At 74.1% G+C, this 19,782-nt stretch carries 19 protein-coding genes; 8 read left to right on the plus strand and 11 right to left on the minus strand.

Annotated features, from left to right (window positions below):
• The first annotated feature begins 79 nt into the window (after positions 1-79).
• Positions 80-256 carry a hypothetical protein gene (locus IEZ31_RS13485; protein ID WP_190250148.1) on the plus strand — a complete coding sequence of 59 codons (177 nt, stop codon included), beginning with the start codon at positions 80-82 and terminating at the stop codon, positions 254-256.
• Positions 257-267: 11 nt separating this feature from the next.
• Positions 268-1,032, plus strand: a complete 765-nt coding sequence (locus tag IEZ31_RS13490) for a methylenetetrahydrofolate reductase (RefSeq protein ID WP_229834923.1) — start codon at positions 268-270, stop codon at positions 1,030-1,032.
• A 320-nt stretch (positions 1,033-1,352) separates the two neighbouring features.
• Here IEZ31_RS13490 and IEZ31_RS13495 read toward each other — a convergent pair whose 3' ends face one another.
• Entirely contained in the window at positions 1,353-2,315 is a 963-nt protein-coding gene (locus IEZ31_RS13495) for a GlxA family transcriptional regulator (protein WP_190250149.1), read from the minus strand.
• A gap of 71 nt (positions 2,316-2,386) precedes the next feature.
• Between IEZ31_RS13495 and IEZ31_RS13500 the strand changes: the two genes are divergently transcribed.
• From IEZ31_RS13500 to IEZ31_RS13510, 3 genes are all read left to right on the plus strand, one after another.
• On the plus strand, positions 2,387-3,676 hold the full coding sequence (locus IEZ31_RS13500; RefSeq protein WP_190250150.1) for an APC family permease: 1,290 nt from the start codon (positions 2,387-2,389) through the stop codon (positions 3,674-3,676).
• 10 nt (positions 3,677-3,686) lie between these two features.
• On the plus strand, positions 3,687-4,028 hold the full coding sequence (locus IEZ31_RS13505) for a YciI family protein (protein WP_190250151.1): 342 nt from the start codon (positions 3,687-3,689) through the stop codon (positions 4,026-4,028).
• 70 nt (positions 4,029-4,098) lie between these two features.
• Positions 4,099-5,277 carry an RNA polymerase sigma factor gene (locus tag IEZ31_RS13510; RefSeq protein ID WP_190250282.1) on the plus strand — a complete coding sequence of 393 codons (1,179 nt, stop codon included), beginning with the start codon at positions 4,099-4,101 and terminating at the stop codon, positions 5,275-5,277.
• A gap of 124 nt (positions 5,278-5,401) precedes the next feature.
• Here IEZ31_RS13510 and IEZ31_RS13515 read toward each other — a convergent pair whose 3' ends face one another.
• From IEZ31_RS13515 to IEZ31_RS13560, 10 genes are all read right to left on the minus strand, one after another.
• Positions 5,402-7,099 carry an MFS transporter gene (locus tag IEZ31_RS13515; RefSeq protein WP_229834926.1) on the minus strand — a complete coding sequence of 566 codons (1,698 nt, stop codon included), beginning with the start codon at positions 7,097-7,099 and terminating at the stop codon, positions 5,402-5,404.
• The gene (locus IEZ31_RS13520) at positions 7,096-7,566 is read right to left on the minus strand and encodes a MarR family winged helix-turn-helix transcriptional regulator (RefSeq protein ID WP_190250152.1); all 471 of its coding nucleotides are present in this window, start codon (positions 7,564-7,566) and stop codon (positions 7,096-7,098) included. Before IEZ31_RS13520 ends, IEZ31_RS13515 begins: the two co-directional genes overlap by 4 nt.
• A 111-nt stretch (positions 7,567-7,677) precedes the next feature.
• Complete coding sequence (locus IEZ31_RS13525) at positions 7,678-8,376, minus strand: hypothetical protein (RefSeq protein ID WP_190250153.1); 699 nt, start codon at positions 8,374-8,376, stop codon at positions 7,678-7,680.
• A gap of 223 nt (positions 8,377-8,599) precedes the next feature.
• Complete coding sequence (locus IEZ31_RS13530; RefSeq protein WP_190250154.1) at positions 8,600-9,865, minus strand: cation:proton antiporter; 1,266 nt, start codon at positions 9,863-9,865, stop codon at positions 8,600-8,602.
• A 6-nt stretch (positions 9,866-9,871) separates the two neighbouring features.
• Entirely contained in the window at positions 9,872-10,354 is a 483-nt protein-coding gene (locus IEZ31_RS13535; protein WP_190250155.1) for a cation:proton antiporter regulatory subunit, read from the minus strand.
• 102 nt (positions 10,355-10,456) lie between these two features.
• Positions 10,457-11,605 carry an IclR family transcriptional regulator gene (locus IEZ31_RS13540; protein ID WP_190250156.1) on the minus strand — a complete coding sequence of 383 codons (1,149 nt, stop codon included), beginning with the start codon at positions 11,603-11,605 and terminating at the stop codon, positions 10,457-10,459.
• A gap of 279 nt (positions 11,606-11,884) precedes the next feature.
• Entirely contained in the window at positions 11,885-15,340 is a 3,456-nt protein-coding gene (gene lysX / locus IEZ31_RS13545; RefSeq protein WP_190250157.1) for a bifunctional lysylphosphatidylglycerol synthetase/lysine--tRNA ligase LysX, read from the minus strand.
• Positions 15,337-16,125, minus strand: a complete 789-nt coding sequence (locus IEZ31_RS13550; protein WP_190250158.1) for a TIGR02452 family protein — start codon at positions 16,123-16,125, stop codon at positions 15,337-15,339. Before IEZ31_RS13550 ends, lysX begins: the two co-directional genes overlap by 4 nt.
• A 74-nt stretch (positions 16,126-16,199) precedes the next feature.
• Positions 16,200-16,703 carry a hemerythrin domain-containing protein gene (locus tag IEZ31_RS13555; protein WP_190250159.1) on the minus strand — a complete coding sequence of 168 codons (504 nt, stop codon included), beginning with the start codon at positions 16,701-16,703 and terminating at the stop codon, positions 16,200-16,202.
• Positions 16,704-16,733: 30 nt separating this feature from the next.
• On the minus strand, positions 16,734-17,471 hold the full coding sequence (locus tag IEZ31_RS13560) for a polyphosphate kinase 2 family protein (RefSeq protein WP_190250160.1): 738 nt from the start codon (positions 17,469-17,471) through the stop codon (positions 16,734-16,736).
• Positions 17,472-17,558: 87 nt separating this feature from the next.
• Here IEZ31_RS13560 and IEZ31_RS13565 point away from each other — a divergent pair, with 87 nt between their 5' ends.
• From IEZ31_RS13565 to IEZ31_RS13575, 3 genes are read left to right on the plus strand one after another with little or no spacing between them, the layout of a single operon-like run.
• A complete protein-coding gene (locus IEZ31_RS13565) occupies positions 17,559-18,575 on the plus strand; it encodes a lysylphosphatidylglycerol synthase transmembrane domain-containing protein (RefSeq protein WP_190250161.1) in 1,017 nt (338 codons plus the stop codon).
• 43 nt (positions 18,576-18,618) lie between these two features.
• The gene (locus tag IEZ31_RS13570; protein ID WP_190250162.1) at positions 18,619-19,410 is read left to right on the plus strand and encodes a DeoR/GlpR family DNA-binding transcription regulator; all 792 of its coding nucleotides are present in this window, start codon (positions 18,619-18,621) and stop codon (positions 19,408-19,410) included.
• A complete protein-coding gene (locus IEZ31_RS13575; RefSeq protein ID WP_229834928.1) occupies positions 19,407-19,763 on the plus strand; it encodes a DUF4406 domain-containing protein in 357 nt (118 codons plus the stop codon). Before IEZ31_RS13570 ends, IEZ31_RS13575 begins: the two co-directional genes overlap by 4 nt.
• Positions 19,764-19,782 lie beyond the last annotated feature (19 nt).

Consider the following 19,782-nt stretch of genomic DNA (forward strand, 5'->3'; position numbering starts at 1 on the left):
CACACGGGTGCGCGCCCGGCGCTTCGGCGGCGCCGGGCGCCCCCGAACCCCTACCGTTGCGAGCGAGGGGGTGGGCGAAATGCGTAAATCGCCGGAGTTGAAGTGGGTCCTGCGGCCGGCCGGGGGTGACCTCGCCGAGCACGCGGGCAAGGAGATCTACGCGTTCGGCGACACCGACCCGGCCGGCCGGGTCGAGGTCACCCTGACCGACGGCACCCGCGTCCGGGTCCGCCGCTCGGAACTGATCCCCTGCTAGATTCCGGCACCGTGGCCTTCGACGTCATCTGCGAGATCGAGCCGCCGACGCGGCCGGACATCCGGCACGTGCGGCACCAGATCGGGGTGCTCGCCCCGGTCGCGCACTCGTTCCTCATCCCGGACAACCACATCGGCCGGGCCACGGTGTCGAGCATCGCGGTCGCGCACGAGGTCGCCGCGATGGGCGGGCGGAGCATCGCGTGCCTGAACTCCCGCGACCGCAACCTGCTGGGGTTCCAGCGGGACATGCTGACGGCGGCGGCGTACGGGGTCGGGGAGTTCCTCTTCGTCCACGGCGACAAGCCGACCGAGGGCGGGCGGACCGGGGAGCTCACCGTCCGGACGATGATCGAGCAGGCGCGCGCGATGGGGGAGCGGCCCGGGTTCACGCCGCCCCGCATCGGCGTGGCCGCCGGGCTGCGGCCACTGCCGGGGTGGAAGCGCGCGGCCGACTTCGTGTTCGCGCAGATGAGCTTCGACGTCGACGCCCTGCTGCGGTGGCGCGAGTCGGCGGGGATCACCACGCCGGTGTACGCCGGGGTGCTCGTCCTGGCCAGCGCCGGCATGGCCCGCCGGCTGGCGGCGACGATCCCCGACATCGACATCCCGGCCGACCTGGTCCAGCGGGTCGAGGCCGATCGCCGGGCCGGGGTCGAGGCCGCCTGCGCGCAGGTGGCGGCGCTGCGCGACAGCGGCGCCTTCGACGGCGTCCACCTGGTCACCGTGTCCCGCTACCGCGAGGTCGCACTGCTGCTGGAGCACGTCCTCGCCTGACGTTGCCCCCCCCCCGTCAACGCCCCACTCTCGTCGATCTTGCAGTTGTGGTGCCCGGACACTCCGTGAATGTCCGGTTTGTCAGGCACCACAACTGCAAGATCGACGCGCGGGGAGGGCGCGGGGGCGAGGGGAGGGCGCGCGCAGGGCGCGAAGGGCGCGCGGCGGGCGGAGGGCGCGGGGCGCGGGGAGGGCGCGGGGCGCGGGGAGGGCGCGGGGGCCGCGGGGCGCGCGGAGGGTGCGGGGCGCGCGCAGGGTGCGGGGGCGCGCGGAGGGCGCGCACGGCGCGGAGGGCGCGCGGAGGGTGCGGAGGGCGCGGGTTAGCGGTGGAAGACCTGGCGGTACGTCGTCGGGGTCACGCTCGTGTGCCGCGCGAAGTGGGTCCGCAGGTTGGCCGGGGTGCCGAAGCCGGTGCGGTGGGCGATCCGCTCGATCGAGTCGCCGGTCGTCTCCAGCAGCTCCTGGGCCAGCCGGACCCGCTGGCCGACCAGCCACTGCAGCGGGGTGGTGCCCAGCTGCTCTCGGCAGCGGCGGGCGAACGTCCGGGGGCTCAGCCGCGCCTCCCGGGCCAGGTCGGCGACGGTGAGCGGCTGGTCGAGCCGCTGCCGCGCCCACTCCAGCGCCGGGCCGAGCGCGTCGGGCGACCGGGGGAACGGGCGCGGCGGCTGGGCGAACTGGGACTGGCCGCCGTCGCGGTGCGGCGGCACCACCATCCGCCGGGCCACCTCGTTGGCGACCGCGGCGCCGTGGTCGAGCCGGACCAGGTGCAGGCACAGGTCCACGGCCGCGCCGGTGCCCGCCGACGTGAAGATCGTGCCGTCCGACGTGTAGAGCACGTCCGGGTCGAACGTCACCGCCGGGTAGCGCTGCGCGAAGTCGAAGGCGTTCATCCAGTGGGTCGTCGCCCGGCGGCCGTCGAGCAGGCCGGCCGCGGCCAGCACGTAGGCGCCGGTGCAGATGGCGACGATCCGCCGGCCGTTCTCGTACGCCTTGCGGACCGTGCGGACCAGCTCCTCCGGCGGCTCGATCTGCCTGGCCCGCGCGAACGCCGGCAGCAGCACCGTGTCGGCGTCGGCGAGCGACGCGATCGGGTGCGGCGCGTCGACCGTCAGCCCGCAGCGCGCCGCGTGGCGGCCCGGCTCGACGGCGGCGAAGCGCAGCTCGTACCACGGGTCGGCGAGGTCGGCCCGGTCGATGCCGAAGACCTCGCAGGGGACGGCGAGCTCGAAGACCGGCATGTCCTCGGTGACGGCCACGCCCACGACGTGCGGCTTCCCACCCATGGCACGAATCTATCCGAGGATGGCATTCCTGCCACTCGCTGATCCGGCGGTACCGCTGAAAAATCGGGATCATGATGACTGTGCCACAAGGCGCGGCGCTCTCGATCGGGGCCGTGCTCGGGACCGGTGTGATCGCGCTCCCGGCGCTCGCCGCGCAGACGGCCGGGCCGGCGTCGCTGCTCGCGTGGGGCGCGCTGGTCCTGCTGTCGGTCCCGCTCGCCGCCACCTTCGCCGCGCTCGGCGCCCGCCACCCCGACTCGGGCGGCGTCGCCACCTACGTGCGCCGGGCCTTCGGCGACCGGGCGGCCGCGGTCGTCGGCTGGTCGTTCTTCTTCGCCGTCCCGGTCGGCGCCCCGGCCGCCGCGCTGTTCGGCGGCGCGTACGTGGCGGCCGCGCTCGGTGGCGGTACCCCCACCGTCATCGCCACCGCCGTCGGGCTCATGGTGATCGTCACCGCCGGCAACCTGGGCGGCGTCCGGGTCTCCGGCCGGCTCCAGCTCGGCCTGGCCGCCCTGCTCGTCGCCCTGCTCGTCACGGCCACCGGCACCGCCCTGCCGCACGCCGACCCGGCGAACCTGCACCCGTTCGCGCCGCACGGCTGGTGGGCGGTCGGCTCGGCCGCGGCCGTGCTGGTCTGGGGCTTCGCCGGCTGGGAGGCGGTCACCTCGCTCGCCGCCGACTTCCGCCACCCGGCCCGCGACCTGCCCCGCGCCACCGCCATCGCGCTGCTCGTCGTCGGCGTGCTCTACCTGGGCATCGCCGCCGCGAGCATCCTGGTCCTGGGCCCGGCGGCGACGTCCGACGCGCCGCTCGCCGAGCTGCTGGCGCGGGGGACCGGCGGGCAGGTCCGGGTCATCGCGGCCGGGGCGGCCGTGCTGCTCACGCTCGGTACGATGAACGCCTACTATGCGGGAGCGGCCAAGCTCGGCGCCGCGCTCGGCCGCGACGGCGCGCTGCCGGCCTGGTTCGCCCGCGGGTCCGGCGCGGGCGAGGTGCCCCGCCGCAGCCTCGCGGTGGTCGCCGGTCTCGGCGGGGTGTCGATGCTCGTGGTGGCGCTGACCGGGACGGGCACCCGGCCGCTCGTCCTGCTCACCAGCGGGAGTTTCGTCCTCGTGTACCTCATGGGCTCGGCCGCCGCCCTGCGCCTGCTGCCCCGCGGCTCCCTCGCCCGCGGCTGCGCCTGGGTGTCCCTGGTGGCGTCGCTCGTCCTGCTCGTGCTGACCGGGTGGTACGTCGCCGGGACGCTGTTCATGGCCGCCGGTGCACTGCTCTACGTCGGCTCGAAAAAATTCTTTGGCCGTGTTGTCGATCCGGAGCCGGGGACGATTGACGTAGGAGTGGAAGTGTCCACGCCACGCTAGGAGATGCACGATGGCCCAGTACCTGATCCTGATCTACGAGGACGAGTCCGGCTACGAGAACCCCGACCCGGCCGTGTGGCAGCAGGCCATGGAGGCCCACGCCCGCTTCGCCGAGCAGGTCGTCGAGCTCGGTGGGCAGCTGCTGGGCGGCAACGCCCTCCAGCCGACCCCCACGGCCACCTCGATCCGCGGCGACGTCGTCACCGACGGCCCGTTCGTCGAGACGAAGGAGGTCCTCGGCGGGTACTACCTCGTCGAGGCCAGGGACCTCGACCACGCCCTGCAGATCGGCAAGCTGTGCCCGGCCGGGTTCGGCGGCGTCGAGGTCCGCCCGGTGATGGTCTTCGAGTAGGTCGTCCCCGGTGGATCCTGCTGACATCCGGCAGGCTGTCGCCGACGCGCACCGTCGCGAGTGGGCCCGCGTGCTCGCCGCGACGGTGCGCGTCGCGCGTGACCTCGACCTGGCCGAGGAGTGCGTCCAGGACGCGTACGTCGCGGCGATGGACGCGTGGCTGCGCCAGGGCGTGCCGGTCAACCCGGGCGCCTGGCTGACGACGACCGCGCAGCGGCGGGCGCTCAACGCGCACAAGCGCGCGTCGACGCTGCGCTCGAAGCTGCCGCTGCTCGTCGTGCCGGACGCCCCCGCTGCGGAGGAGCCCGAGGACATCCCCGACGACCGGCTGCGGCTGGTGTTCACCTGCTGCCACCCGGCGCTCGCCCGCGAGGCGCAGCTCGCCCTCACCCTGCGGCTGGTGTGCGGGCTGACCACGGCCGAGATCGCCCGCGCGTTCCTGGTCAGCGAGCCCACGATGGCCGCCCGCGTGACCCGGGCCAAGAAGAAGATCGCGGCCGCCCGGATCCCGTACCGCGTGCCGTCGGCCGAGGAGCTGCCCGACCGCCTCGACGCCGTCCTCACCGTCGTCCACCTGGTCTTCACCACCGGCCACGCCGCCCCGTCCGGGGACGCGCTCGTGCGGCCCGACCTGGTCGAGCGGGCCCTCGACCTGGCCCGCACCCTGTGCGCGCTCATGCCCGACGAGCGCGAGGCCGTCGGGCTGCTCGCGATGATGCTGCTGCACGACGCCCGCCGGGCCACCCGGGTCGGGGCCGGCGGGCGGCTGCTGCGCCTGGAGGAGCAGGACCGGTCGCGGTGGGACGCGGCGCAGATCGCCGACGGCCTGCGCCTGGTCCGGGCCGCGCTGCGCGGTGGCAAGCCCGGCCGGTTCGCGCTGCAGGCCACGATCTCCGCGCTCTACAGTGAGGCCCCCACCTACGCCGACACCGACTGGGGCCAGCTGCGCGACGTGTACGACCTGCTCCTCGCCGTCTGGCCGTCGCCGGTCGTCGCGCTCAACCGGGCCGTGGTCGTGTCGATGCTGCCGCCGCCGGCGGGCGGCCCGGCGGTGGCGCTGTCCGTCGTCGACGGCCTGGCCGGCGACGCGCGGCTCGCCGCGTACCACTACCTGCCCGCGACCCGGGCCGACCTGCTGCGGCGGCTGGACCGGCCGGCCGAGGCGGCGGAGGCGTACCGGCGGGCGATCGCGCTGTGTGACAACGCCGTGGAGCGGTCGTTCCTGGAGTCGCGCCTGGCCGCGCTGTAGGCGCTGGTTGTGCCACGGACGGGCCGGCGCCCCTGCTCCCACGAGGGCGCCGGCCCGTCCGTGCTGTCGCCGCCGCTTCGGCCCGTGGCCGGCCGGAGGGCGGCATTCCACCAGGGAGCGGGGTCTAGGTCACCGGCTTGGGCGACTTCACGAGCGACGCGATCGCGCCGATCACGGACATGCCGATGGCGAGCCAGAAGACGATCATCAGTCCGTCGTGGAACGGGCCGGCGACCAGGTTCGGGAAGAACTCCCGGCCGGTCAGCGTCGCCGCGTTGGCGGGCGGGAGCTGGCCGAGCAGCTGCGGGCCGAGGAGCTCCTGGATCGGGTTGTACCCCAGGAAGGCCGCGAACAGCGTGCCCACCGGCGGCAGGGACGCGATGGTGTGCGCGGCTTCCGGCGGTACACCTTGCGCCGCCAACCCGTCATTGAGCGTCGCGGGCAGGTGACTGGAGAGGCCGGCCACCATGAGCGAGAAGAACACGCCGATCGAGAGCACCATGCCCGCGTTCTGGAACGTGGCGCGCATGCCCGACGCGGCGCCACGCAGGTGGGCCGGGACGCTCGACATGATCAGTGCGGTGTTCGGCGCGGCGAACAGCCCGCCGCCGAGGCCGTTGAGGAAGACCAGCCCGGCGAACGCCCAGTAGGCGAAGTCGGTCGGCAGGATCAGCAGGCCGCCGAAGCTCAGCGCCATGACGAGCAGGCCGACGGCGGCGAACAGCCGCGGGCCGTACTTGTCGGAGAGGTGCCCGGCGATCGGGCCGGCCGCCAGGAAGCCGACGGTGAGCGGCAGCAGGTAGATGCCGGCCCACAGCGGGGTCTCCTCGTAGCGGTACCCGTGCAGCGGCAGCCAGATGCCCTGCAGCCAGATGATGAGCATGAACTGCAGGCCGCCGCGGGCGATCGAGGCGAGCAGGCCGGCCACGTTGCCCGAGGCGAACGCCCGGATCTTGAACAGGCCGAGCGGGAACATCGGCTCGGTGACCCGCTTCTCGATCCAGGTGAACAGCGCCAGGACGAGCACGCCGCCGATGAGGCCCGCGAGGACCCAGGGGTTGGTCCAGCCCTGGGAGTGCCCGCCGTACGGCTGGATCCCGTAGGTGATCGCGGCCAGCAGCGCCGTCAGACCCACGGCGAAGGTCAGGTTGCCCCACCAGTCGATCCGGCCCGGCCGTCTGAGGCCGGTGTCGTGCAGGGAGCGGTACGCCCAGATCGTCCCGATGATGCCGATCGGCACGTTGACCCAGAAGATGGCCCGCCAGTTCCACTCGGCGAGGAGCCCGCCGAGGACGAGGCCGATGAACGAGCCGGCGATGCCGGCGACGATGTTGACGCCCAGGGCCATGCCACGCTGGGCCGCCGGGAAGGCGTCGGTGAGGATCGCGGCGGAGTTCGCCATGAGCATCGCGCCGCCGACGGCCTGCAGCACCCGCCAGCCGATGAGCCACAACGCGCCGCCGCCGCCGTCGAACGGGTCGAGCGACAGCGCGATCGAGGTGACCGTGAACAGCGCGAAGCCGAGGTTGTAGATGCGGACCCGCCCGAACATGTCGCCGAGCCGGCCGAGGGTGACCACGAGGACGGCGCTGACCAGCATGTACCCCATGAGCATCCACAGCAGGTAGCTCACGTTGCCGGGGCTGAGCGGGTTGAGGTGGATGCCGTTGAAGATCGCCGGCAGCGAGATGAGCACGATCGACGAGTTGATCGTGGCGATGAGCATGCCGAGCGTGGTGTTGGACAGCGCCACCCACTTGTAGTTCGGGTGGTCGGCGCTGGTCGGGAAGCCCCGCCTGCTCTTCTCGAGGGTGCCGGTCACCGCGCCAGCCTCTCCAGGGCGGGGAGCGCGGCGGCGATGAGCGCCTTGTCGTCGCCGGGCAGCTCGTCGAGGATCGCCGCGAGGTGCCTGGCCCGCACGGCCCGCCGCCGGGCCAGCAGCGCCCGGCCGTCGTCGGTGACGCCGACCAGGACGACGCGCCCGTCGTCGGGATCCGCGGCCCGGGCGGCCAGCCCCTCCCGTTCGAGGCGCTGGACGAGCTGGGTCATGGCCGGCTGGGTGACGCCCTCGGCGGCGGCGAGCTCGGTGAGCCGCCGCGGACCCTCGCGCTCCAGCCGGCGCAGCGTGGACGCGGCGGTGAGGCTGATGTCGTTCGGCGGGTTGCCGTGCCGCAGCTGGCTGAACAGCCGCTCGACCGCCGACGCGAGCCGCGCCGGGTCGAGCTGGGCGGTGTCCGGTGCTGGTGCTTGCGCTGTGGCGCCGGGCGTGGTCTTCGCAGCGGCAGGCATGCTCTATTCGTATCACGCGCTTATAGAAGCGGCTTATGCAGTTGGACCTACCTCACCCCGCCGGGCGCGTGATCTCACCCGGCGGGGGTTCGGTACCGCTCTTCGGGGTGGCTAGATGCAGCTCTGGTGCTCGACGATCGTGAGGCCGTCGACCAGGTTGCCGTAGCCCTCGTCGGTCGAGGCGCTCTCCACCGCGGTCAGCGTGACGCGGGTCGACGTCTGCCCGGGGCCGGTCTTGTACCAGCCGTAGAGCCGCTTCCACTGCACGTCGCTGGCGCTGTTGGCGTACGCGAACGTGGACCCGACGCCGTTGACGCTGCCGTCGTTCTTCGGCGTGCGGCCGAAGTGGATCTGCGTGGCGTCGACGTCCTTGCCGCCGGACGTGTCGCGGGCCCGGATCCAGAACGACCAGTAGATCTTCGTGTTCGGCTTGGTCTTGATGTCCTGGTACACCGAGTTGCCCGAGCCGGTCGCGTTGAGCTCGGCGAACTGCTTGCCGAAGCGGGCCGGCACCCCGTTGCCGCCGCCCCAGATCTCGATCTTGCCGTCGGGGTCGTCGGTGCGCCACCCCTGGACGTCGTCCTCGTCGAACTGGTACCAGTTCTGCTTCGCGCCCAGCTTCGGCAGCTCGAAGCCGCCGTTCACGGTCATCTCCCTGCAGACGGCCGACCCGGCGCGCTTGACCTTGCCCGCGCTGAAGGTGGCGCCGCCTCCGCCGCCGGTGCCGGCGGCGTGGGCCGGCGCGCCGATGAGCGTGGCGAGCAGGGCGGCCGCGCCGATGGCGGGCAGGCCGCGGTTGAGCTTGAACATGTGCTGATCCCCCGTCGTCCGCCACGGCAGCGCTGCCGTGGCACCTCCGACGGGAAGCCAAACACGGCGGGCCCGGCGCGATCGGCGAGATCGGATAATTTCCGTATTTCGGACAGTTTTCTCGAACCGGTCGGCTGTGCCGCCTGGCTCAGCCCGCTGTGGCCTGCGGCCTGCCCGCCCGGGGCGCACGGCCTCCGCGACCGCGCCGTGGCCCGGGCCGACGTCACCCGGCCGCGGCCGGTCCCGCCGCCCCGGGTGCGGCGCCACCGTCGCCGCCGGCCCCGCCCGGCGCGCCCTCGGCGCCGCGCCTTCCCCGGCCGCCCGTGCCACCGCCGCGGCGGCGTATGTACAGCCGGGCCAGTGGCTCGGCCGCGCGGGCCGCGAGCGGGCCGAGGACGGCGAGCACGAGCACGTACGCGGCGGCGAGCGGGCCCAGCTTCACGTTCGCGCCCGCGGCGACCGCCAGCCCGGCGATGACGATGTTGAACTCCCCGCGGGGCAGCAGCGCCGCGCCCGCCCGGACCCGCCCCGGGACGGCGATGCCGGCCCGCCGCGCGGCGATCCAGCCGGTCGCCAGCTTCGACAGGATGCCGCACAGCGCGAGCAGCGCCGCCACGCCGAGGACCGGCGGGAGCTTCCGCGGGTCGGTCTGCAGGCCGAAGAACACGAAGAACACCGCCGCGAACAGGTCCCGCAGCGGCATGAGCAGCTGCCGCGCGGTGTGGGCGAGCGGCCCGGAGAGCGCGATGCCGACGAGGAAGGCCCCGACCGCGGCCGACACCTGCAGCAGCTCGGCCACCCCGGCGACGAGGAGGGTCAGGCCGAGGACCTTCAGCAGGAGTACCTCGTCGCTGTCGCTGGCCACGAACCGCTCCACGACCGTGCCGAACCGCAGCGCGACGAGCAGGACGAAGCTGACCGTCGCCGCGGCGATCGCCAGGGTCACCGCGCCGCCGAGCACCCCGAAGCCGGCCAGGAGGGCCGTGAGGATCGGGAGGTACAGCGCCATCATCAGGTCCTCGAAGACGAGCAGCGACAGCACGACCGGCGTCTCGCGGTTGCCGAGCCAGCCGAGGTCGCCGAGGACCTTCGCGGTGATGCCGGACGACGTCACGTACGTGATGCCGCCGAGCGCGACGGCCGCCGCGACCCCCCAGTCGAGGATGAGCGCCGCGGCGACGCCGGGCGTGGCGTTGAGCACGAGGTCGACGAGGCCGGCCGGCGCCGACGAGCGCAGCGTGCCGACGAGCTCCGGCGCGGTGTACTCCAGGCCGAGCGTGAACAGCAGCAGGATCACGCCGATCTTCGCGCCGGCCGAGATGAACTCGGTGCTGGTCGTCAGCGGCAGGACGCCGCCGACGCCGAACGCCAGGCCGGCCACGAGGTACAACGGGATCGGCGAGATCGAGAACCGCAGCGACAGTGCCCCGAGCAGCCCGAGCGCGAGGATGACGGCGCCGAGCTCGATGAGGATCGTGTCGTGCTGCACGCCGCCCTAACCGTCCGTCAGCAGCGTCGCGACACCCTCGGCGCCGGCGGCGGTCCCGACCACGACGACCAGGTCGCGCGCCAGCAGCCCGAAGTCGGGCCGCGGGCTGGCGATGACCTCGTTGCCCCGCACGACCGCGACGACCGAGGCGCCCGTGCGCGTGCGGGCCCGCGTGTCGCCGAGCGTCCGCCCGTCGTACGGCGACCCCGGCGTGATCACGAGCTGCTCGGTCACCAGCCCGGCGACCTGCCGCTGCATCTCCGCGAGCTGCTCGACGATCCGCGCGGTCCCGAGATACTCGGCGACGGCGTTGGCCTCGCCGGCCGACAGGGCCACCGACACGATGCTGGTGTCGGGGTCCTCGGTGTCGTAGATGACCAGATCCCGCCGCCCGCTGCGGTGCGAGACGATCCCGATGCGACGGCCACGACCGGTCGTCACCACGTGACTCGTGCCGATGCCGGGCAGGTCGGTGCGCTGGACGTCCATAGCCCATCGTATCGAGATGCCCGATCTCGCGATGGCACAGTGCGATATGCCGGCAGCACACCGTGACGCCACGGGGGCCCGCCCCGGCTCGGCGGCGACGGCTCAGCCGCGCAGCGCGACGGCGAGCTCGTGGCACGCGCGCAGGACCGCCGCCGCGATGTCCTCGGCGTGGTCGTCGGTGAGGCGGGCCAGCGGCACGGCGCAGCTGATCGAGTCGGTGACGACGAACCCCGAACTCCGGTCGCCGGTCGCCCTCGCGTGCCGGCCGCGCCCCTGGTCACCGGCCCGGTGCGCACCGCGTTCGCCGGTCCGGCCGCCGCTCAAGTCGCTCTCGCCGTCGACGGGCCCCGGCCCGCCGGGCGCCGGCAGCAAGGCGGCGGCGATGCAGCCGATGCCGGGGATCATCTGCCCCCGCTCGTACGCCCACCCGCGCTCCCGCGCCTCGGCCAGCTCGGCGAAGAACGCCGCCCGGTCGACCACCGAGTCGACGGTGTGCGCCTCCAGCCCCTGGTCGAGCAGCGCCTCGACCTCGGCCGGCGACCGGTACGCCAGGATCGCCCGCCCGCTCGCCGCCGCGTACGCCGGCAACCGCCGCCCGACCGGCGTGCCCGCCATGTCCCGCGACGACTCCCGGCCGGCCAGGCACACGATCGCGGTGCCGTCGAGCCGGACCAGCCGGAACGACTCGTCGACGAGGTCCCGCGCCCGCGTCAGGATCGGCCCGGCGAGCCGCGCGGCCCGGTCCCCGGACAGGAACGCGCTCCCCGGCCGCAGCGCCCCGACCCCGATCGCGAACGTCATGCCCCGCGCCCGATCCACCCCGCCCCGTGCCCGGGCGGGCCGGCCCCCGGGCACGACGGCCCGCCCGACGTCCCGGCGCGCCGGCCCGTCGGCGACCCGCGCGCCCGTCACGTGGGCGCCCGCCGGATCGGTGCCGGGTGCGTGGGTGCCGGGGGAGCCGGCGGAGCCGGCCGGCGCATCGGCAGCCGCGAGGCCGGCGCCCAGCGGGCCGGCGCCCAGCGGGTCGGCGTCGGGCGCGTCCGCGTCCGGTGCGTCGACGGTGTAGGTCTCGCCGGTGTAGCCGTCGGCCGGGTACGCGTCCACCCAGCCGCGGTCGACGAGCTGCTTGAGCCGCCCGCGCAGCACCTTCTCGGGCAGGCCGACCTGCCGCAACAACGCGTCGAACGTCATCCGGTCCGACGCGGCGGCCAGCCGTTCCAGCAAGTCCAGGGTCGGGCTCTCATCGGGCATTCAGCGTGCGTTTCCCATCTGCGTTTCCCCCGAAACATGTTTCTCCCCCGTTTTTTGCCCGGCGTCAATACCCGGCCGGCCACATTGTCCGTTTCATCCGCAGCTACGTCGCATGATCCGCCTGCTGTGGCCCTTTTTGTCACCCCCGGGTCCGGCCGAGGACAATGGACCGCTGGAACATTCCGGTGGCCAATAGTCCGGAGCGGAATACTGACCGCACGGCTACCGTCTCCGCGCGCCCGCGGCAATAGGCATCGGCTCCATGGAGAAAACGACCGGTCATGGGCGGCCACCACGGGTCGTGCGGACCAGCGGGAACGGCAGGGTCTCCCGGATCGAGCGTCCGGTCAGCAGCATGACGAGCCGGTCGACGCCCAGGCCCAGGCCGCCGCTCGGCGGCATCGCGAACTCGAACGCGTCCAGGAAGTCCTCGTCGAGCTCCATCGCCTCCGGGTCGCCGGCCGCGGCCCGCAGCGACTGCGCGGTCAGCCGGGCCCGCAGCTCGACCGGGTCGACCAGCTCCGTATACGCGGTGCCGAGCTCCATCCCGAACGCCACCAGGTCCCACCGCTCGGCCAGCCGCGGGTCGTCGCGGTGCTGGCGGGTCAGCGGCGACACGTCGACCGGGAAGTCGGTGTAGAACGTCGGCCGGACCGTCGTGCCCTCGACCAGGTGCTCATACAGCTCCAGCACCAGCTGCCCGTGCGTCCAGTCCTCCTGCCAGGCGACGCCGAGCTTGTCGGCGAACACCCGCAGGTCGCCGACGGACGAGTCCGGCGTGATCGAGAGGCCCGGCCCCGCGCCCGGCAGCGCCTTCGCGACCGCCGAGGACACCGCCGTGTAGACGGGCACGACCGGCCACTCGTCGCGCAGGTCCACCTCCGTCTGGTCCGGGCGGCGCAGCACGGGGGAGTCGCCGGCGGCCGCCAGGACCAGCTCCCGGACGAGCTCCCGCATGCTGGTGTAGTCGCCGTACGCCTCGTACGCCTCCAGCATCGTGAACTCCGGGTTGTGCGTCGCGTCGACGCCCTCGTTGCGGAAGTTCCGGCCGATCTCGAAGACCTTCTCCACCCCGCCGACGGCGAGGCGCTTCAGGTACAGCTCCGGCGCGATCCGCAGGTAGAGCCGCATGTCGTAGGCGTTGCTGTGGGTGGTGAACGGCCGCGCGTTGGCGCCGCCGTGCACCGGCTGCAGCACCGGCGTCTCGACCTCGACGAACCCCCGGCTGTGCAGGGCGCGCCGCAGCGCGAAGCTCACCGCCGACCGGGTGCGGACCATGTCGCGGGCCGACTGGTTGACGATGAGGTCGACGTGCCGCTGCCGGACCAGCGCCTCCGCGTCGGCCATGCCCTTGTGCTTGTCGGGCAGCGGCCGCAGGCACTTGGCGGTGAGCTGCCACCGGTCGGCGAAGACGGTCAGCTCGCCCCGCTTCGAGGTGCCCACCTCGCCGACGACGCCGACGTGGTCGCCGAGGTCGACGGTCGCGGCGAAGCCCGCCGGCGCCGCCGGGGACGGGGTCGCCGGGGACGGGGCTGCCGGGGACTGGGTTGCCGGGGCTGCCGGGGACGGGGCTGCCGGGGACGCCGGGCCCGGCGGGGCCTCGGTGACCAGCACCTGGATGTCGCCGGTCCAGTCACGCAGCGTGGCGAAGCACAGCGCGCCGTGGTCGCGCAGCCGCACCACCCGCCCGGCGATCGCGACCCGGTCGCCGGTGTGCGTGTCGGGCGCGAGCCCCTCGTGCCCGGCCCGGGCCGCGGCGATCGTGTCGGTGCGGTCGAACCCCGGCGGATACGGCTCGATGCCCGCGGCCCGCAGCGCCGCCGTCTTCGCCAGCCGGACCCGGACCTGTTCGGGCCGCCGCGGCTCGCGCGGTGCCGCCTCCGCCTCCGTCTCCGCCTCCGTCGCGGCGCCCGTGGCAGCGGCCGCGGTGCCGGCGGGCACGGCGGTGGTGATCAGCTCCCGGTACTGCTCGGGCCCGGTCGCCGTGCCCCGCCGCAGCAGGGTCCGCAGCCGCGGCACCACGACGAACCCCTCGGCGACGCCGGACGCGAGCCCCACCTTGGCCAGGTCCCGCACGTCCTCGAAGCACAGGAACCGCGGCAGCCACTGCGGGTGGTACTTCACGTTCGACCGGTACAGCGACTCCAGCTGGAACCACCGCGACGCGAACAGCAGCAACGCCCGCCACAGCCGCAGCACCGGCCCGGCGCCGATCCGCGCGCCCTCCGCGAACACCGCCCGGAACACCGCGAAGTTCAGCGACACCCGCTCGACGCCGAGCCGCGGCGACTCCCGCATGAGCGCCGCCACCATGTACTCGATCAGCCCGTTGTCGGAGCTGCGGTCGCGCCGCATCAGGTCGAGCGACAGCCCGTCGGGGCCCCACGGCGTGAACGACAGCAGCGCCACCTCCCGCCCGTCGCGGTTGTGGGCCTCGACCAGCACGCACCGGCCGTCGTTGGGGTCGCCGAGCCGGCCCAGCGCCATCGAGAACCCGCGCTCGGTCTCCGTGTCCCGCCAGCGGGCGGCCAGCTCGATGATCCTCGCCATCTCGGCGGCGCCGATCTCCGAGTGCCGCCGGACCCGCACCGTGTAGCCGGCGCGCTCGACCCGCCGCACCGCCTGCCGCACCTGCCGCAGCTCCGGCCCGTCGAGGTCGAAGTCGCGCACGTGCAGGATCGCCTCGTCGCCGAGCTCGATGACCCGCAGCCCGGCCCGGGCGAACGCGGTCGCGCCCTCCTCGCTCGCGCCCATGACCGCGGGCGTCCACGCATACTCCCGGGCCTCCCGCAGCCACGCCTCGATCGCCGGCGGCCACGCGCCGGGCTCGCCGAGCGGGTCGCCGCTGGCCAGCGACACCCCGAACACCACGCGGTAGGTCACCGCGGCCCGCCCCGTCGGGGAGAAGATGACCTCCTTGTCGCGGCGGGTCGCGAAGTAGCCCAGCGAGTCCCGCCGGCCGTGCTCGGCCAGCAGCTCGCGGACGCGCCGCTCCTCGTCGACGTCGAGGGAGGCGATGACCCGCTGCGAGCGCAGCAGCACGAACAGGGCGGCGAAGAGGGCGATCGCGCCGAACGCGCCGAGGACCAGGTTGACCCAGCCGGGCGCCCGTCCGTGCCGGCCGATGTCGAACGCGAAGGCCCCGCCGAGGACGATCCGCCCGCTGTAGAGCAGCCGCCCCGCCCCGGCGCCCACCGACCCCGGGAACAGCTCGACGAGCCCCCACCCGGCGACGGTGAACGCGGCCAGCAGCCCGGCCAGCGTGGCGAGCGACTTCGGCAGGCTGGCCCGCTGGACCTTGGCCCGGAACTCGCCGCGGGCCAGCCAGAGCAGCGCGAGGAGCACCGCCGTCACGACGACGTTGGTCAGCGCCGCCCCGACGCCGTGGAAGGGCAGCCTCAGCTCGTGGGCCTCGGCGCCGCGCTCGCCGACGTCGAGCAGCACGAACGCGTCGTAGAGCGCCTGCAACCCGAAGAAGATCGCGAGCAGCCAGAACGTGATGTGCTTGCGGTTGTGGATGCCGGCGGCGAGCGTGACGAGCAGCGCCGCGTAGCCGACGTTGGCCGGCGCGGGCACCAGCAGCGCGTCGATGGTCGCGCGGACCGGGTGCACCCGGGAGCCGAGGGCGGCGCTCACCGCGGCGACCGCGCTCAGCGCGGCCACCAGGAGCAGCCCGGCGGCATACCAGTCCGGCACCCGCCGGATCGCCCGGGCCAGCCTGGCCGGTGCGGTCATCGCGGCACCTCCCGGTCGAAGACCGCGAACGTCGGTGCGTCGAGCACCGCGAACGTCACGTGCGTGAACCCGCGCGGGATCTTGAGCTGCTCGGCGAAGGCGCGGGCGACCGTCGCCGGGTCGTTGCGGAACACGCCGCAGCCCCACGCGCCGAGGACGAGCCGCCGGTGCCCGTGCGCCCGCGCGACGTCGAGCACCCGCCCGGCCCGCCGGAACAGCGCGTCCGGCACGGCGGCGAGCCGGTCGGGCTGGTTGCGCTCGACCGCGCCGCGGTTGGGCGCGGCGGCGGTCAGGAACGACACCGGGACCGGCCGCTCCCACAGGGCGCCGCGGTCACCCCGGAACACCGGCACGCCGGGTGAGTGGATGACCCGGTCGCTGTAGGTCAGGTCGGGGTCGTCCCGGTGGTGCTCGTAGAAGCCGGGCGCGGCGAGCTGCGCCGAGTACAGCGCGGAGGCGCGGGCCAGGCTCTCCTCCTGCGCCTGGGCCCCGTTGCGGAACCCGCCGCCGGGGTTGCGCGCCGAGGCGAACACCAGCACCGCCAGGGGGCCGCCGAGCCGGCTGATCGCCCAGAGCGTCGACTCCTGCGTGACCTCTACTGTCACCGTAGCGCCGTCCGCGGGCGGATCCGGGGCCAGGGGATCGTCCGGGAGGTGCAGCCGGGTGCCGGCCACCGCCCTGGCCACGTCGTCGGCGAGGTCGACGCGGCCCGAGGGCCCGTCATACCACCCGCGCTCGACGATGGTCAGGGTATCGCTGGCGATCGCTCGCAACCGGCTACTCACGGGCCTCATCATGCCCGAGGGCGCCGACAATTTTCGGGCGACGCCGGGTGACCCTTACGGACCGTGTCGCCCGATCACTCGCTGTGCTGCTCGATGTACCGCTGGGGATCCTTGTCCCGGAAGCTGAGCCCCTTGCCGCTCGGGTGCTCGCCGTAGAACGTCAGCCAGCGCTCGCCCAGCTCCAGCCGCAGCTCCATCCCGGCGTGCCGGCGGAAGTCGGGCAGGACCTCGTCCTCCTCCTCGGCCAGGTGCTCGCTGTTCTCCGTGCGCGCGTCCCGGACCGCGGCCCACCAGGCGTCGGAGCCGACCGGGTGCCGCTTCGACTCCTCGATCGCGTCCCGGATCTTGTTGTGGTCGCGGATCGCGTCGTCGGTCTCCTCCTCCGCGCCGCCGGAGTCCTGCTTGAGCAGGTGCGGGTAGAGGATCCGCTCCTCCGCCTCGGCGTGGATGTCCAGGTGCAGCGCGAGCGCGTCCCACACGGCGGCGAGCTGCTCCTCGCCCCGCGCGTCGTCGAGGCGGGCGAACCCGCGCCGGAAGGCGGCATGGTCGTCGAGGATCAGCGCGGTGATGTCGTCCATGCGGACCTTCATCACCCTGCGGACGGGATTTCAAACGGCGGCCTCGATCGCCTTGCACACCGCCTCGACCACGGTGACGCGAGCGGTCGCCTTGTCGTCGGCGGCGACGACCGTCCACGGCGCCGCCGGGTGGTCGGTGCGGGCCAGCATGTCCTCGATGGCCTCCTTGTACGCGGAGCGCTTCTTGCGGTTGCGCCAGTCCTCGTCGGTGAGCTTCCACGAGCGCAGCGGGTCGTTCGACCGACTCTCGAACCGGCGCAGCTGCTCCTTGGACGAGATGTGCAGCCAGAACTTGACCAGGATCATGCCCTCGGCGGCGAGGGTCCGCTCGAACTCGGCGATCTCGTCGTAGGCGCGGGTCCACTGCTCCCGCGTGGCGAAGCCTTCGACGCGCTCCACGAGGACCCGCCCGTACCAGGACCGGTCCAGCACCGTCATCCCGCCCCAGCCCGGCAGGACGGGCCAGAACCGCCAGAGAAAATGGTGCCGCTTCTCGTCGTACGTCGGGGCGGCGAACTGCGCCACCCGCACGTGGCGCGGGTCGAGGTGGTCGACGAGGCGCTTGATCGAGCCGCCCTTGCCCGACGCGTCCCACCCTTCGAACACCACGCAGAGCGGCGGTCCCAGCTTCCGGTCGCCGCCGGCCGGGATCTGCCCGCCGAGCGTCAGCCGCAGCCGCAGCAGCCGCTCCTGGGCCTGGGTCAGCCGCCGCTGCGCGACGTCCCTGGGCAGGACAGCGCCCTGATCGACCTGCGCGAGTCGTTTCATCCGACCAGCCTCCCACGTGATCCAGGGAACTGAGTTCCCGCTGAGGATCGGGCACGCGCGGGGACCGGAAGATGCGACCCTCATTGCATGGGGGCCAACCGCAAGCGGGTGCTGCGTGTCGCCGGGCTCCTGCTCGTCCTGGTCGTCGCCGGGGTCACGCTCAGGGACGACCTGCCCGACCCGGGCCAGACGTTCGACACCCTGACCTCGGCCCACCCGTGGTGGCTGGTGCTCGCGGCGGCCGCCGAGCTCACGTCCCTGCGGCACTTCGCCCTCCAGCAGCGCCGCCTGCTCGCCGGTTTCGGGGTCGCCATGTCGGTGCCGCGGGCGTTCGCGGTGACGTTCACCCGCTCGGCGATCTCCTTCAGCCTGCCGGCCGGCTCGGCGGTCTCCGCCGGCTTCGCGTTCCGCCAGTTCCGCACGGCCGGCGCGAGCCGCCGCACCGCCGGCGCCGTGGCCGTCCTGTCGTCGGTGCTCTCCGGCGTCGCGCTCGTGCTGATGTACGGCGCGGTCGTCCTCATCCCCCGGGGCGGCGCGACCGGCAACACCGACACCCTCGTCCTGGTCAGCGGCCTGCTCGTCGTCGCGGCCCTGGTGTTCGGCGCCGACTTCCTGTTCTCCCGGCGCGCGGTGTCCGCCGGCGAGCTCGACGGCGCCGAGCCGGACGAGCACGGCGCGCGGGCCGCCGTGCGCCGCACCCTGACCGACCTGCGCCGCCTCCCGCGCAGCTCATGGGTGCTGTCCCTGCTCCACGCGACGGTCAACTGGGGCCTCGACTTCGCCTGCCTGGCGGCGACCGCCGCCGCGTTCGACATCGACGTCAGCCTGGTCAGGCTCGCCACGGTGTACCTCACGGTGCAGCTGGTCCGGCAGATCCCGATCAGCCCCGGCGGCATCGGCGTGGTGGAGGTCGCGCTGCTCGCCGGCCTGGTCTCGGCCGGCGCCGCCCAGGGCCCGGCCGCGGCCGCGATGCTCGTCTACCGCCTCCTGTCGTGCTGGATGATCATCCCGCTCGGCCTGCTGGCGTACGCGGTCCTGCGCCGCAGCCGCCGGGCCGAGCCGGTCGCCGAGCCCGTGGCCGTGCCCGAGGTATCACATACCTAACAGTGATCTTTCAAAGCTTACATGCGAATGTTAGATTCGGCGGGTGCCCGTGCCCGACCGACTCGACCTGACGCTGCGCCTCGTCCGGGGCAGCGGCCGCCTCTCGCTGGCCGACCTCGCCGAACGCCTCGGCGTCTCGGAGATGACCGTCCGCCGCGACCTCGACCAGCTGCAGGAGCAGGGCCTGGTCCGCCGGGTCCGGGGCGGCGCCGTCGCCCTCGACGTCCCCGCCGACCAGGCCGGCTTCACCGTCCGCGAGCAGTGGCAGTCCGGCACGAAGGCGCGCCTCGCGCGGGCCGCGGCCGCCCTGGTCGAGCCGGGCAGCACGGTCCTGCTCGACGCCGGCACGACCACCGCCGAGCTCGCCGCCCACCTGCCGGCCCGCGCCCCGCTCACGGTGGCCGTGCTGAGCCTGCAGGCCGCGGTACGCCTGGCCGACCAGCCCGGCATCCGCCTGCTCGTCATCGGCGGCGAGTCGCGGGCGGGGGAGCGCAGCCTGGTCGGGCCGCTCGCCCTGAGCGCCCTCGACCAGCTGCGCTTCGACACGTTCGTGATGTCGATCGGCGCCGTCCACCACGACCTCGGCTGGTCCGAGTTCGACCTCGACGACGCCGCCGTGAAGCGGGCCGCCCTCCGCCGGGCCGGCCGCACGCTCGTCGTCGCCGACGCCACCAAGCTCGGCGTGCAGGCCTTCGCCCGGGTGGCGCCCCTGGAGGCCGTCGGCGCCCTGGTGACCGACTCCCTGTCCACCCCGGCCCCGCCCGCCGCGACCGAGACTCTCGCCGCGCTGCGGGCCGCCGGTGTCGAGATCTATCGTTGCGAGGAGCTGCCATGATGATCCTGGTCGCCGGCCCGTACCGTTCGGGCACCGGGGACGACCCGGCCAAGCTGCGGGCCAACGTCGACAGCATGAACGACGTGGCCGTGCGGCTGTTCCGGCAGGGGCACCTGCCGGTCACCGGCGAGGCGCTCGCGCTGCCGCTGATCGAGCGGGCCGGCTCCGGTACCGTCGGGGATGCCGTCTTCGACGAGATCTTCCATCCGATCTCGTCCCGGCTGCTCAGCCGCTGCGACGCGGTGCTGCGCGTGGGCGGCCCGTCCGCCGGCGCCGACGAGATGGTCCGCCAGGCCCGCGCCGAGGGCAAGCTGGTGTTCACGGCCCTCGACGACGTCCCCGGGCCGGCGTGACGGCGCCGCACGTGCGGCC

The sequence above is a fragment of the Dactylosporangium sucinum genome (assembly GCF_014647515.1).
Taxonomy (GTDB): domain Bacteria; phylum Actinomycetota; class Actinomycetes; order Mycobacteriales; family Micromonosporaceae; genus Dactylosporangium; species Dactylosporangium sucinum.

What these genes read in the sequence shown, in the direction of transcription:
- IEZ31_RS13485 (WP_190250148.1), top strand. Translation starts at nt 80, where the DNA reads ATGCGTAAATCGCCGGAGTTGAAGTGGGTCCTGCGGCCGGCCGGGGGT.
- IEZ31_RS13495 (WP_190250149.1), bottom strand. Translation starts at nt 2,315, where the DNA reads ATGGGTGGGAAGCCGCACGTCGTGGGCGTGGCCGTCACCGAGGACATG.
- IEZ31_RS13500 (WP_190250150.1), top strand. Translation starts at nt 2,387, where the DNA reads ATGATGACTGTGCCACAAGGCGCGGCGCTCTCGATCGGGGCCGTGCTC.
- IEZ31_RS13505 (WP_190250151.1), top strand. Translation starts at nt 3,687, where the DNA reads ATGGCCCAGTACCTGATCCTGATCTACGAGGACGAGTCCGGCTACGAG.
- IEZ31_RS13520 (WP_190250152.1), bottom strand. Translation starts at nt 7,566, where the DNA reads ATGCCTGCCGCTGCGAAGACCACGCCCGGCGCCACAGCGCAAGCACCA.
- IEZ31_RS13525 (WP_190250153.1), bottom strand. Translation starts at nt 8,376, where the DNA reads ATGTTCAAGCTCAACCGCGGCCTGCCCGCCATCGGCGCGGCCGCCCTG.
- IEZ31_RS13535 (WP_190250155.1), bottom strand. Translation starts at nt 10,354, where the DNA reads ATGGACGTCCAGCGCACCGACCTGCCCGGCATCGGCACGAGTCACGTG.
- IEZ31_RS13540 (WP_190250156.1), bottom strand. Translation starts at nt 11,605, where the DNA reads ATGCCCGATGAGAGCCCGACCCTGGACTTGCTGGAACGGCTGGCCGCC.
- lysX (WP_190250157.1), bottom strand. Translation starts at nt 15,340, where the DNA reads ATGACCGCACCGGCCAGGCTGGCCCGGGCGATCCGGCGGGTGCCGGAC.
- IEZ31_RS13555 (WP_190250159.1), bottom strand. Translation starts at nt 16,703, where the DNA reads ATGGACGACATCACCGCGCTGATCCTCGACGACCATGCCGCCTTCCGG.
- IEZ31_RS13560 (WP_190250160.1), bottom strand. Translation starts at nt 17,471, where the DNA reads ATGAAACGACTCGCGCAGGTCGATCAGGGCGCTGTCCTGCCCAGGGAC.
- IEZ31_RS13565 (WP_190250161.1), top strand. Translation starts at nt 17,559, where the DNA reads ATGGGGGCCAACCGCAAGCGGGTGCTGCGTGTCGCCGGGCTCCTGCTC.
- IEZ31_RS13575 (WP_229834928.1), top strand. Translation starts at nt 19,407, where the DNA reads ATGATGATCCTGGTCGCCGGCCCGTACCGTTCGGGCACCGGGGACGAC.